Consider the following 12,680-nt stretch of genomic DNA (forward strand, 5'->3'; position numbering starts at 1 on the left):
CCGTTGAGCGCTTACTTAATATTGATATACATAGTTAACTTGCCAGCTGTCACTTTCGAAAGAGAACTGACCAAATCCCGAGTCGACATTCGTGCGTTCACTGCTAGAGTAACTGACCTGAAGCGACGAGCGTGTATTGAAGAAATGCTTAGCAAAAATGCTATATGAATCAGTATCTCCAATTACATTAATACCCGCACCAACACTAGTAAATTGGTTGAAGTAATATGCGCCACCGAGACTAAGCGTATCATCTGAGAAAACGTCATCATCAAAAATACTCAGATCTGCATTAAGAACAACATAACGTCCGTTTGACAGCGAGCCGAAATATTTTGTTCGAAGTTGCTGCACATTCAAATCTTCATCTGTGTTGTATGTGAAGCCAACATAGTCTTTATCACCAAGTTGCAGTACATAATCGGCTGTAAATTTGAAAAATGATTCATCAGAATCAGCTAAACCACTTATCCCATCATTACTTGTATTGGAAATTGATAGCTTAATGTCTTTTGTGAGAAAGTAGCCAAATCCTACGGTTAAAATTTCCGTATCGCTATCTGACATGTATACAGCATCACCAAAGACAACCCAATCATTCGCTATGTATTCCCCCCCTATTACGTACTGGCGGTTTCCACCATCACCAAGTAAGCCGGCACTGACGGAGCTTTGCTGAATAATATAATCAAATTCATTAAGCGGGCCTAACGATGTTCGAGGATCTAAGAAATATGTTCCATTTACAGACCATAAATTGTTGGTGTCTGATGTTGTTTGTCCATCTTGGGTGAGCGAACTTTTACTTGATAGTATGCTTGCGGCGATAAAGGTTTGGTATTCTTCAGCGCATGCCTGTTGAGTGAAAAATAACGCGGCAGCGGTGGCTGAAAAACGAATAGAGCGAGTTAGCATTTTAGTCCTTTAAAAAATTGAATGTTGCGATGGTTAGGTGTTTTTTGTATTTCCGGTAATCATATTAAATGTTTGCTGAACGGAGTCTGAATGAGCATGCATTGTTATTTTATAAATTGCCCATAAATCTGACAGATGAATACGACATCACTTAAAAACAGTATATTGGCCACCGCGTTTGCCGTTGGTTTTATTTGGTGCTTTAAAGCTTTCGAACTCAATTTTAATGTCAACCTAAGTTGGCTCGGGGTTTATCCTTTAGCCCTGCATGGATTGACTGGGATTATAACGGCGCCCCTTATCCACGGCTCATTAGAGCACATTTTCAACAATACGCTGCCCATGTTAGTACTCGGTTCATTTCTCATCTACGGTTATCCGAAAACGCGTTGGCGTGTGTTAAGCACAGTGTGGTTACTATCTGGTATTGGTGTATGGCTGTTTGGGCGCGAAAGCTATCATATTGGCGCTAGCGGTTTAACCCATGGCGTGTTTTTTTATTTATTTGTGGTGAGTATCTTCCGCAGAGACAAACGCTCAGTCGTGATTATGATGGTTGCTTTTTTCATGTACGGTGGAATGACGATGAGCATATTTCCCCGCCAAGAAGGCATTTCGTTCGAATACCATTTATTCGGAGCTTTGGCTGGTGTACTTTGTGCTTGTTTATGGCATTCGCTCGATCCAAAACCGGCAGTTAAGGTGTATTCTTGGGAACTAGAACCTAAATCGGAAGACCCTGTTATCGGCGATCAGTGGCGCCTTAAAGGGCAATCTGAAGGTAGTGAGGAGAATATACAAACAGTGCATAAAGAAAAGGAAAGCATGAATGACCAACGTTAAACCTAATGCATTCGAATTGCTGCTACGAGTTCGATATGCCGAATGCGACCCTCAAAATGTTGTATTTAACGCACGGTACGCTGACTACGCAGATTTAGCGGCAACTGAGTTTATGCGAGCGTTAATAGGGGGGTATCAAGCATTAACAAACAAAGGCTTAGATAATCAGGTCGTTAATCTTAATATATCATGGCAAAGCTCAGCTAAATTCGACGACATATTGTGCGTATCGGTGCATGTGAGCAAGGTTGGCAACACGTCTTTTACGATGCAAATCGACATGGTGAATTGGCAAACTAAACAAGCTGTCGCATCGGTTGAAATTGTTTATGTGATGGTCGATTCGCTTACGTTCGAAAAGAAACCCGTACCTAATGAATTTAAAGCAACGTTATTGCACGGAGCTCCAAGAAAAACGATGAACCTAGCAGGTGTTGAGCTTTCATAGGGAAAAGAAGAAAGGTTCTAGCGGCCTAAACTTGCTTATCTGACTGATAATCCTCGTCGTCCTTATCTATCCCTTCCTATCCAACTCAGTAATTAACGCTTCAATAAAAGTGTTGAAGTTTTTTACATAGCTTCTAATACGTTAAACATTCCTTTTTCTGTATTTGTAGAGAAGTAGGAAATCATTTTGTTCACCGTTCACTTCAGAGAACAAACTTTCTAACATCAAATTGTACTGTATATTTATACATGTTATAAGTATAAGCAATCCCGAGTCCAAACAGTCTATACATTCTGGTCCTTTTTGGCTTTTCGTTCAAAATTGACAGGGGTTAGGTATATGCTTAGAGAAAGTAATAATCTGCTATGCACGATAAACTGATACAAAAACTCGAAATTCTTTCAGATGCCGCCAAGTATGACGCTTCCTGTGCAAGCGGTTCGGCGGGTAAACGAAAGGCAGGCAAGACAGAAAAAACGGGTATAGGTTCGCTTACCGGTGGTTCGGGTATATGTCACAGTTTCACACCTGATGGTCGGTGTGTTTCTTTACTAAAAATCTTGATGACTAACTACTGTATCTACGATTGTCACTACTGCATAAACAGAGTGTCTAGCAGTGTTCGACGCGCTCGGTTTAGTGTTAAAGAAACCGTAGACCTAACGCTTAATTTTTATAAGCGCAACTACATCGAAGGGCTATTTCTTAGTTCAGGCATTGTTGGCTCACCCGACCTAACGATGGAAAGTATGGTACGTATTGCCAAGTCTTTGCGCCTTGAGCACGGGTTTAAAGGGTATATTCATCTTAAAACTATTCCTAACGCATCTCCTGAGTTACAAGAGGAAGCTGGTTTATACGCCGATAGGTTGAGTATTAATGTAGAGATGCCGACGCAACCATCTTTAAATAAGTACGCACCAGAAAAAGATCTCGGGGCTATTCATGGGTCAATGAACACGCTAAAAGACAAAATTGCTGAGCACAAGACGGATAAAACCTATTCGGGTAAACGCCTGCCTCGTTTTGCGCCTGGTGGACAGTCTACACAGATGATCATAGGCGCTGATGACTCTAATGATAAAGTTATTCTAGGGACAAGCGTTAAACTTTATAACCAACAAAAACTTCGCCGGGTTTATTACTCGGCGTTTTCGCCAATACCTGATGCGTCTGAAGTGTTGCCGTTAAAGCCTGCGCCCTTAATTCGCGAGCACCGCCTTTATCAAGCAGACTGGCTGTTGCGTTTTTATGGGTTTACCCTTGATGAGATTGTGCACGATGACATGCTTGATATGGACTACGATCCTAAGCTTGCGTGGGCGCTACGCAATCGCCATGTCTTTCCGGTTGATTTAAATAAAGCAGACAAATTGATGTTGTTACGAGTACCGGGGCTTGGAGCACGAACGGTGCAAAAAATTCTGGCTATTAGGCGGCATACAAAGCTTAACTGGATAGATCTTACTAAAATGCGCTTACCACTTAAAAAGCTAAAACCCTTTATTAGTGTAGGCGACTATGCCCCCGATATTCACTTACTTGATAGTAATAATTTCGAACTTCAGTTCAAACAGCCGAAGCAGTTTGAACTCTTTAGTGCTTAAATGAAGTAGCTGTGTCATGGAAACCATTACAATTAACTCAGTGCCTGGCTTTGATGAATGGCGCATGGCCGCAAGAGCGTGTTTAGCCCAAGCTATCCCTCCTGAGAATATTATTTGGCAAAGTGCTGAATCAGTTCAAGACGACTTATTTGGTCACAGTCAACAACCGATAGCGGCCACTAAGCCACAGAAACAGCATGCTATTCCTAAAGCCGTCTTAATGCTTTTCAAATATGCGTTGTGTCATAGTGATGCTCATCGCTTCGCATTGTGTTATCGGGTGTTATGGCGGGTTATGTTTGAAAACAAACATTTAATTCGGTTAAAAACTGACGACGATATAATGCAGCTTATGACGCTAGCCAAAGCGGTAAAGCGTGACGCTTATAAGATGAGTGCGTTTTTAAGGTTTAGAGAGGTTAACCTTAATAATAATGAGCACTTTATCGCCTGGTATGAACCAGAACATTTTAGTCTAGAGCTAAAACTCGACTTTTTTCAAACCCGCTTCAAAAACATGCGATGGTCTATACTCACGCCATATCGTGCGGCTCATTGGGACACGGAAACACTGAGGCTAGAGGATAACCCTGATTCGAGTGTGGTTCCTGATGACGATCACATCGAAAAATATTGGCTTACGTATTACGCTAATATTTTTAACCCCGCCCGCATCAAAAAAGACGCTATGCTAAGTTCAATGCCCAAAAAGTATTGGAAGAACATGCCTGAAACGTCACTGATTGACGATATGATAAAACAGTCAGACGCCAGAGCGCGCAAAATGATCACAGATGGGAGAAAATAAACTCCCATCTAGTTTATCCCTCTTCGGGCAAGCCGATATGAACTTGGCCTTTCGCATAGTCCATAGTTAATACAAAGTGCTTTAGGATGTCGTAGCCTAAAATACCCTGCTGCTTTTGAGACTTTCGAAGCGTACCAGAAATACTCGACTGCTTTTCAATGACAATTGACTGCCCTTCTGCAGGAAAGCTCACTAAAACATTCTCAAGTGTATAAGGGCCAAAAACGAGTTCAGGCACGCGGGTCGATTCTGTTACCGCCATTGAAGTGGCCCCCATTGCCATTGAAGACGACGTTACTTTATCGACTAGCCCTAAGCTTTCAGCATAGCTTCGCTCAATGATTACACCGCCATTATTACCGGTATCAAGTAACGCCCAAAATGATTCGTCATTACCCAAAGTAACGCGAACCAAAGGCTCGCCGCTACTGCGCTGACTTTCTGCACGGATATTTTGAAACTCGCTTAAGTTCATAACATCTCGTGTCATTACGCGCAGGCGGTTATTGGGATAATCGATTTGAACAATAAACTGGCTAAAAAAGCCAGAGCCTAATAACAAGCCGGTAGAATGATGACCAAGCGAGAGAGGCGGAGCACCATCTAACTCCATATCTACACCAAATATAGACAGCGATATACCGTTTAATTTACTGAACACTTGTTCACCAAATATACCATCGACTCGCACCTTGCCCCCTTTAGTGAACGTAAGATTGTGTTTGCCTACAAACGCTTTATTAATGGCATTTAACTGTGCTCCGGTGTCGAGAATGGCAAAGGTATCTATGCCTTCAATCTTAATCGGAATTTTGATGTGACCATTTTGTAACTTGAAGTCTACCCACTGAGTTATACCAGCAAGGCTTGTTAGCGGAAAAAATAAGAATAGAAAAAGAAGACGGTGAATGACTGCTTTCATACAATATCCCTTTGCGTTGGTTGGGTTTGACCTTTCTTTTAGGACAATAGTTATTTAACTTTTTTTGTAAATTATCATATTACCGACGAGTTCTAAAGTAAGCATTATTTAAGCGTTGAGTGCAGTGCCTGTGACAAGCATCCCTGTCGAAGGGCATTAAATATTGCCTCACCGCTTAGTTAACGATGCAGTTCTGGTGTAGCGTTCCACACAGGCGCTAAGCCAAATTAACCATTAAAGTAGTGGCTCCTCCAGAAGGTGAGAGAAATTCTTACACGTTTTGCCTTAAAAAGTGTTACTTTTTAGGTACGCTTATATCTTGTTGATTGCCTTTCTGTTATTTATCTCATTGAAATTAATGAATAAATAAACATTGGCAGGGTTCTGGCAATAAACTCTGTAACGAAGTGATGGATTTACTAATTGCAACCTTGCGGAGAATTCAAGATGAAACGTTTAGAAAAGTTCTTTTTAGTATTATTTACTGTTGCAGCAGTACAGGCAATTGCAGTGGCTGAAGCGAATGCTACGGTAGCACAATCGCTAATGGATGAATTAGATGTTAATGAAGATGATTATATATCGTTAAAAGAAGCGGTCCGTCATATAGAACTGCTCAGAAATTTCGGGCTTATCGACGATAATGAAGACGGTAAGCTTACTGAAATTGAATTGTCTTCAAGTAAAAGAACGCCAAATAATAGCATTGCACAGGCTAGCAGTAACTAGCACTATTACCGATGGTGAGCCGTCGTAAGAGGAAAAAACACTGAAAAATACAGCATCACTGAGCGAGCGATTGGTACAGTTAGGATCGCTTCGCCAGTTAACCTTTGCAAGTTTTTTCCTAGCGCTCATCCCGTTAGCAGCGCTACTTTGGCAAAGTCAAAGCGACCTTGTCAAAGTAGGGAAAATGACGACGTTAGAGACACGGTTTGTGGTTGACGTTGTCGGCGAAATGCAAACATTAGATACAGCAGCCGTTGATGTTGAACGAAGCATTCGGCAATTTGTTGTTATACAAAACGAGCAGATTGCTGAACTGTCTGATACCGCACTCAAACAATTCACAGTAGCGGCTGACAATCTTTGCCATTCGTTAAATGTCCCTTCAACGTGCAATCAGTTATCGTTGCAAATTAGCCAAGTTGCTGAATATAGAACGATCGAAGACCAGCTATTACTTAACGCATACCTTGCGTCAATTAATAGAAGCGTAGCGCAATTGCGGCGCGACATGGAAAAGCTCATTGCGCAGCGCGTAGCTTTGCAGCAAGAAGATCTTAATACCATGCAAGCAAAGCAAGCATGGTCTACGGCCATGTTGGTCAGCGTATCCTTATTGCTCATCTTGTTGGGCAGTCAGTTAATTGTTAACCCGGTCAATAAGCTAAAGCGCATTATCCGCGTGGTCGCTCACTCAAAGGGAGAATTACCCGCATTATCCCGCCGCGCACCTCGCGAGCTTATCGACGTTGAAAGAGACCTTCATTGGCTTCACGATAGACTACAGCAACTAGAAAATATTCGTACTGCATTACTTCGCCATGCTGCTCACGAGCTCAAGACTCCTCTTGCGAGCATTAAGGAAGGGTGTAGCCTGCTTAGCGAAAACGTTGTAGGCGAGTTGAATCAGCAGCAACGTGAGGTAATGTCTTTACTGACAGCGAGCACCCAGCGCCTAAATACACTGGTAGAAAAGTTATTAGACTACAACCTATTGCTTCAGCAAGCACAGCCAAAAATTGAGCGTGCAAACCTTAAGGCAATGGTAGACGCATGCCTTGAAGATTACGCGTTGGCAATTCAAAATAGAGAGGTGTCGGTAAATGTAGAGCATGAATATGCTCAGGTTGATGAAGAGTTGTTTAGGCGTATCCTTGACAATCTTTTGTCAAACGCCGTTGCCCATGGCGCTATTGGCCGGCCTATTAATATTCACATTTTTTTGCAAGACAATCTTGTTACTCTAGACGTGGCAAATCGTGGGCGCCGAATTGCCAAAGAAGCCGTTCCTACCTTATTTGAGCCATTTACTCGCGGTGCAGAGCCACGTAATGATAATGTCATAGGAACTGGACTTGGGTTGTCTATTGTTGCTGATTGCGCGCGCTTGATGCACGGCGATGTATCGGTCATTGATGTTGACTACGCCGATGTTTGTTTCCGGGTGTCTTTACTCCAGTAGGTCTAAAAATAATGAAAATACCAGTTTTAGTTGTTGGCGTGTTGATGTTGTCAGGATGTAGTGTTTTTTCACAGTTCACGGATAACGAAGCTGACAATAACGAGGCCTCGCTAGGTCAAAATGCGCTCGACGATGCTGAAATATGCGTGGTTATGCCAGAAACAGATACCCTTGAACATAATTGTGACATGGCATATTGGCTTAACCTATGGCTCGTTGCAGACGTGACACCGTGGTTAGAGAGAAAGCAGTCGTTATCTGCTCTCGACACCAGTATGCATGACACACTATTACGCTACTTGTTTACCTTGCCCAATGACACGCCTTATAAGGAGCGGTTAGGCGCGCAGCTATCGATAGATAAATTAGCACAGGAAATGACGCCAGCCTTTAACCGCATTATCCGCACGGTAGCAGCGCAACAGAACAAACAATTAATGGAGTTAGAGTCGGCATTAAGTGTTTTAGTCAAACAAAATGCTGGGCTTTCCAATGAGGTGTCAGCGTTAACGGCACAACTAAAAGAGCAGCAGAAAAAAATAAATGCGCTGTTAAAAATAGAGACAACATTAATGGATAAAAGTAGGAGCAGTAAGTAGTGAGCGAGAAGTTAAATGAGAAACCCCAGTTATTGTTAGTCGATGACGATGCCAGTTTATTACGCTTACTTACCATTCGTTTAGAAGGAGAGGGATTTACTGTTACTGCGGCAGAAGATGGACAAAGCGCATTAAGAAAGCTACAAAATAATAATTTTGATGTTGTGCTTAGCGACTTGAGAATGCCAGGTCTTGACGGGTTAGCCTTATTTGAACAAATAATGGGGATAAGAAAAGACATTCCCGTTATTTTGATGACAGCACATGGCACTATCTCTGATGCCGTAGCTGCTACACAACGCGGCGTATTTGGTTTTTTACCTAAACCGGTGGACCACGACGAACTTCGAACATTGTTGCAAAAGGCGCTGAGCCAATCTCAGGCCGCACAGCCAGGTGATTGGGCAAAAGCCATTATCACTCGTTCACCAGAAATGCTTAATGTCCTCGACCAAGCGTTTAGAATTGCTCAGCGGGAAGTAAGCGTGCTTATTTCAGGGGCAAGCGGTACGGGTAAAGAGTTGCTCGCCAATGCTATTCACAAGGCAAGCAACCGAAAGGACAAACCCTTTGTTGCAATAAATTGTGGTGCGCTGCCAGAAAACCTCCTCGAGTCTGAATTATTTGGCCACGCCAAGGGTGCATTCACCGGAGCCGTTGCTGCACACCCTGGTTTGTTTAGAGAGGCGGACGGTGGAACACTGTTTTTAGATGAAATTGGCGATATGCCAATGACGCTTCAGGTTAAGTTACTACGAGCACTTCAAGAGCGACAAATTCGGCCAGTTGGCAGCAGTAAGCACGTCGATATCGACGTGCGTATTATCTCTGCTACGCACAAAGATCTGCACAAAGAAATGGAAGAAGGGGCGTTCAGAGAAGATTTGTATTATCGCCTTAACGTCGTAAACCTTAAACTTCCCGCACTTAAATCACGCAGTGAAGACATACCGCTACTCGCGAGAGCCCTGCTACAGCAAAGCGGCCAACGTCATGGCGTAACTGTCTCTCAGTTTTCTGACGATGCTATGCAGCAATTGGTAAAATCGTCTTGGCCTGGCAATGTTCGACAGTTAGTCAACGTGGTAGAGCAATGTGTAGCGCTAACGCAAACGCCCGTTATTCCTTTGCATTTGGTTGAACAAGCGCTGTCTGCTACCAAGCAAAGCTGGCCGACACTCACGGAGGCGCGCGATGCATTTGAGCAACAATATCTACACAAGCTACTGAAAATGACAGATGGTAATGTTACCCGCGCGGCAGATTTAGCGGGAAGAAATCGTACCGATATGCATAAGCTAATGAAAAAGCACGATTTAGACGCGGGTGATTTTCGTTCTTAGGCTACACTGTATTACGTGTGCATATGTACTATCGGCTGTAAGTGCTTAAACAAAATATGTGCAGCCTATTGCACGGGGGATACCCTCGCATAATACGTTTTTATTTTACGCTCAGTCTTTGACTCTTTTTAGGGATGGGCGTGAACGGTACTTAAGAGCAAAATTCACATGGGAATACGTAACGACGCGGTTCATTTATTGTTTGAGCAATATAAGCTAACTTACGATAAAGACAATGAGCTTACTAGCCTCTCAAGCGAGGCAAGTATTACGAATTTGTGGGATAAAATTACTCATGAATCTCATATTTCATCGCAAGAATTGTGTACGCGCCTTTCGTCACTGTTTAATATACAAGCTTATCTTGGTGATATTCATCCTCCCGATAAACTGTTAAAGAAAGTCCCAACCAAAACGCTTCTGCGATTTCATATTGCGGTGAAGGGAATAGAAAATGATGAACCGGTCATCGCCACCGCTAACCCTATTGACGCAGAGTTGCTCGATGCGCTGTCTTTTATTTTTGGTACTCACTATCAGCTAGTGATCGCCGATCCCCATGCGATTACTCGTGCTATCGAGTTCTCCAAGCAGGGTTCAGACACCCCCAGTTTACGCAAAAGTAGCGTTAGTTTAGATAGCGCAAATGAATCAGGGTTAAGTGACGATTCTATCCCAAGTTTAGCAAAGACATTAATGAAAGAGTCGGTCATACAGCGTGCGTCTGATATGCATCTGCAACCCTTTCTTAATGGTTCTGTCGTACGAATTAGAGTTGATGGCTTATTAAAACGGCTGACCTTGGTGTCCAACAGTGTTGCTGATGGCCTCATAAGGCATATCAAGGCTAAAGCGGAAATGGATACTACGGCTAAAATGCTACCACAAGACGGTAGGATGCTGGTCGAGCTTGAAGGCCGTGAATATGATCTTCGTATCTCTACCTTGCCCGTGGCCGATGGCAAAGAGAAGTTGGTTATACGCTTTTTAAATCGACAGTCGGTGTACGCGTTATCAGAAATTGGTTTCTCACTTGACGAGGTTCACACGGTTAGAAGGCTCGCCGCGAAGCCTTCGGGCGTAATACTTGTATGCGGTCCTACGGGGTCAGGGAAAACAACAACGCTTTATTCAATATTAAACACATTAAATGATGAAACGGTCTCAATTATGACCGTTGAAAATCCAGTCGAATATCAAATGCAGGGGCTGAGTCAGACCGAAGTTAACGAAAAAGCGGGTATGACATTTGCGAGGGCGTTAAGAGCTATCTTGCGACAAGATCCCGATGTGCTTCTGATTGGAGAAATAAGAGACGAAGAAACCGCACAAATTGCTATGCAGTCTGCGCTTACTGGCCACCTTGTATTGTCAACGCTTCACACCAATGATTCGTTAAGTTCAATTCCTCGCTTGCTCGATTTAGGCGTGAATCCAATTATCCTCGCTGAGTCATTAGCAGGCATTATGTCTCAACGACTACTGCGTAAACTTTGTGATGATTGTAAGTGTAAAGTGCAAGAAGATACTCCTCTGTCACATGCGTTTAAAGCACTAACGCATGTGTCGCAGGCTTACAAAGCAGTAGGTTGTGAAAAGTGTGAATTCACGGGTTATAAAGGGCGGACCGTCGTTGCTGAGATTATAGAGATAAGCCAACAGCAAAGAGAGCTATTGTTAGGAGGAGAGCAAGATATATCGAAATTTAAAGCCGCTATGCGAGGTAATTTCAACTCTCTCTCAATGTCTGCATCACGGCTCATTATTTCAGGCATTACTACCGCTGCAGAGGCCTACCGGGTTATTGGCCAACAATTTTGGTATGCGCTAGCCGATGAGTATGGCAATGAACTTCCCGATTTAAGTACACTTTATGAAGAAAGTGACCAGAAAAATACTAATCAGAATACGGTACTTATTGCGGGTTCGCAGTGCGAAAAAACGCATGCGCTCAATCTTGCGCTCACTAGCAGTTGGTTAAAAGTATTGTTAGTAGGCAGTCCAAAAGCTGCTAATGAGACACTTCATGCTAACGATAACATTGAGTTGGTTGTGCTTGAGGTTGATGAAGACTTGAGCGATGAAGGTGTAATAGACTTTGTTGCTCGATACCGGCGTGAAATTGCATGGGCTCGAATTCCGGCACTTATCCGTTTGCCTGCGAATAAAGCACATTGGAAGGCTATATTAATCAAAGAAGGGGCAACATCTAAATTTGTTAGTAAAGATGAAGATGTTACCAAAACGGTGCATACGATACAGGCTGCTATCAGCCATAATGCTGATTTCCGTTGGGGAATAAACGCTAATGACGATCAGTAAGGCACGTAACGTATTGCGTTATTAAACGCGCTAGAAAAACGTAGCGGGTTTACGCTATTTACCCCGCTATTGGAACTTAAGTGACGATTAAAGCAAATGTTGCTGTTCGTTATGGCGTAGCCTGTGCAGAGTGACATGATGCCGGCAATAGTTCAGCTTTCAACGCGCCGGTGTCAACCTCGTCTACTATACATTCCCACGAAATTCGTCCGTCGCTGTCGGCTCTCCCGACAAAAAAGAACGTCATATTGTATTCACTATACTCATCGCCAAAACTGGTTAAATCCATAATGGGTACGAGTGTACCAATGTGCTTTTTATCCACTACTTGACCAGGTATACCCGTTGTCCATTTTAACTGGTTTATTAAGTCAAAATCTGGAAATCGAATAATGCCTGCGTCGCTTCCTTTTTCTGGCATTTTGTCATGGGTAATGTAGTACAGTTCGATTTTAATACGTTCTTCATCTAACAGACTAAAGGCTTGAGATAGCGTAGAGGTGAGTCTGTAGTTTTGATAAATAGGCATCGCTATTGCTGCTAGGATACCGACAATCGCAAGCGTGATGAGTATTTCTATTAGCGTAAAGCCCCGTTCGTTCTTTTTCATATTGATATCTCTGTCAATGTATAACTGAATCCTAGTACAAAATTACCGCTTTTGTCAGAAAACACCATTGGACTT

The 12,680-nt window shown here is 42.9% G+C and carries 12 protein-coding genes; 9 read left to right on the top strand and 3 right to left on the bottom strand.

From position 1 onward, the window contains the following. Window positions 1-15 precede the first annotated feature (15 nt). A complete protein-coding gene (locus ACOJRU_RS05810; protein ID WP_421134095.1) occupies window positions 16-915 on the bottom strand; it encodes a putative porin in 900 nt (299 codons plus the stop codon). Window positions 916-1,080: 165 nt separating this feature from the next. Here ACOJRU_RS05810 and ACOJRU_RS05815 point away from each other — a divergent pair, with 165 nt between their 5' ends. The 4 genes from ACOJRU_RS05815 to ACOJRU_RS05830 all read left to right on the top strand — a co-directional run bounded on the left by ACOJRU_RS05815 (window position 1,081) and on the right by ACOJRU_RS05830 (window position 4,621). Next, on the top strand, window positions 1,081-1,758 hold the full coding sequence (locus ACOJRU_RS05815; RefSeq protein ID WP_421134096.1) for a rhomboid family intramembrane serine protease: 678 nt from the start codon (window positions 1,081-1,083) through the stop codon (window positions 1,756-1,758). Further along, the gene (locus tag ACOJRU_RS05820) at window positions 1,745-2,206 is read left to right on the top strand and encodes an acyl-CoA thioesterase (RefSeq protein ID WP_421134097.1); all 462 of its coding nucleotides are present in this window, start codon (window positions 1,745-1,747) and stop codon (window positions 2,204-2,206) included. Before ACOJRU_RS05815 ends, ACOJRU_RS05820 begins: the two co-directional genes overlap by 14 nt. A 365-nt stretch (window positions 2,207-2,571) precedes the next feature. After that, a complete protein-coding gene (locus ACOJRU_RS05825; protein WP_421134098.1) occupies window positions 2,572-3,813 on the top strand; it encodes a putative DNA modification/repair radical SAM protein in 1,242 nt (413 codons plus the stop codon). 16 nt (window positions 3,814-3,829) lie between these two features. After that, the gene (locus ACOJRU_RS05830; protein ID WP_421134099.1) at window positions 3,830-4,621 is read left to right on the top strand and encodes a TIGR03915 family putative DNA repair protein; all 792 of its coding nucleotides are present in this window, start codon (window positions 3,830-3,832) and stop codon (window positions 4,619-4,621) included. Window positions 4,622-4,634: 13 nt separating this feature from the next. Here the strand turns inward: ACOJRU_RS05830 and ACOJRU_RS05835 are convergent, their stop codons facing one another. Further along, window positions 4,635-5,543, bottom strand: a complete 909-nt coding sequence (locus tag ACOJRU_RS05835) for an aspartyl protease family protein (protein ID WP_421134100.1) — start codon at window positions 5,541-5,543, stop codon at window positions 4,635-4,637. Between the two features lie 447 nt (window positions 5,544-5,990). On the opposite strand from ACOJRU_RS05835, the gene ACOJRU_RS05840 reads away from it, so the two are divergent. The 5 genes from ACOJRU_RS05840 (at window position 5,991) to ACOJRU_RS05860 (ending at window position 11,995) form a co-directional block, all read left to right on the top strand. After that, window positions 5,991-6,272: a calcium-binding protein gene (locus ACOJRU_RS05840; protein ID WP_421134101.1), complete on the top strand. Its 282-nt coding sequence runs from the start codon at window positions 5,991-5,993 to the stop codon at window positions 6,270-6,272. 70 nt (window positions 6,273-6,342) lie between these two features. Further along, the gene (locus ACOJRU_RS05845; protein ID WP_421134102.1) at window positions 6,343-7,731 is read left to right on the top strand and encodes a sensor histidine kinase; all 1,389 of its coding nucleotides are present in this window, start codon (window positions 6,343-6,345) and stop codon (window positions 7,729-7,731) included. Window positions 7,732-7,742: 11 nt separating this feature from the next. After that, window positions 7,743-8,330 (top strand): hypothetical protein, encoded by a 588-nt coding sequence (locus tag ACOJRU_RS05850; protein ID WP_421134103.1) that lies wholly within the window; start codon window positions 7,743-7,745, stop codon window positions 8,328-8,330. Further along, the gene (locus ACOJRU_RS05855; RefSeq protein ID WP_421134104.1) at window positions 8,330-9,673 is read left to right on the top strand and encodes a sigma 54-interacting transcriptional regulator; all 1,344 of its coding nucleotides are present in this window, start codon (window positions 8,330-8,332) and stop codon (window positions 9,671-9,673) included. The genes ACOJRU_RS05850 and ACOJRU_RS05855 overlap by 1 nt, the downstream gene beginning before the upstream one ends. Before the next feature lie 168 nt (window positions 9,674-9,841). Further along, complete coding sequence (locus tag ACOJRU_RS05860) at window positions 9,842-11,995, top strand: GspE/PulE family protein (RefSeq protein WP_421134105.1); 2,154 nt, start codon at window positions 9,842-9,844, stop codon at window positions 11,993-11,995. Window positions 11,996-12,104: 109 nt separating this feature from the next. Here the strand turns inward: ACOJRU_RS05860 and ACOJRU_RS05865 are convergent, their stop codons facing one another. Further along, window positions 12,105-12,605 (bottom strand): type IV pilin protein, encoded by a 501-nt coding sequence (locus tag ACOJRU_RS05865; RefSeq protein ID WP_421134106.1) that lies wholly within the window; start codon window positions 12,603-12,605, stop codon window positions 12,105-12,107. Window positions 12,606-12,680: the final 75 nt, after the last annotated feature.

Source organism: Alteromonas algae (assembly GCF_049117195.1).
GTDB lineage: Bacteria > Pseudomonadota > Gammaproteobacteria > Enterobacterales > Alteromonadaceae > Alteromonas.

What these genes read in the sequence shown, in the direction of transcription:
- ACOJRU_RS05830 (WP_421134099.1), top strand. Translation starts at nt 3,830, where the DNA reads ATGGAAACCATTACAATTAACTCAGTGCCTGGCTTTGATGAATGGCGC.
- ACOJRU_RS05840 (WP_421134101.1), top strand. Translation starts at nt 5,991, where the DNA reads ATGAAACGTTTAGAAAAGTTCTTTTTAGTATTATTTACTGTTGCAGCA.
- ACOJRU_RS05820 (WP_421134097.1), top strand. Translation starts at nt 1,745, where the DNA reads ATGACCAACGTTAAACCTAATGCATTCGAATTGCTGCTACGAGTTCGA.
- ACOJRU_RS05825 (WP_421134098.1), top strand. Translation starts at nt 2,572, where the DNA reads ATGCACGATAAACTGATACAAAAACTCGAAATTCTTTCAGATGCCGCC.
- ACOJRU_RS05850 (WP_421134103.1), top strand. Translation starts at nt 7,743, where the DNA reads ATGAAAATACCAGTTTTAGTTGTTGGCGTGTTGATGTTGTCAGGATGT.
- ACOJRU_RS05835 (WP_421134100.1), bottom strand. Translation starts at nt 5,543, where the DNA reads ATGAAAGCAGTCATTCACCGTCTTCTTTTTCTATTCTTATTTTTTCCG.
- ACOJRU_RS05865 (WP_421134106.1), bottom strand. Translation starts at nt 12,605, where the DNA reads ATGAAAAAGAACGAACGGGGCTTTACGCTAATAGAAATACTCATCACG.
- ACOJRU_RS05860 (WP_421134105.1), top strand. Translation starts at nt 9,842, where the DNA reads ATGGGAATACGTAACGACGCGGTTCATTTATTGTTTGAGCAATATAAG.
- ACOJRU_RS05810 (WP_421134095.1), bottom strand. Translation starts at nt 915, where the DNA reads ATGCTAACTCGCTCTATTCGTTTTTCAGCCACCGCTGCCGCGTTATTT.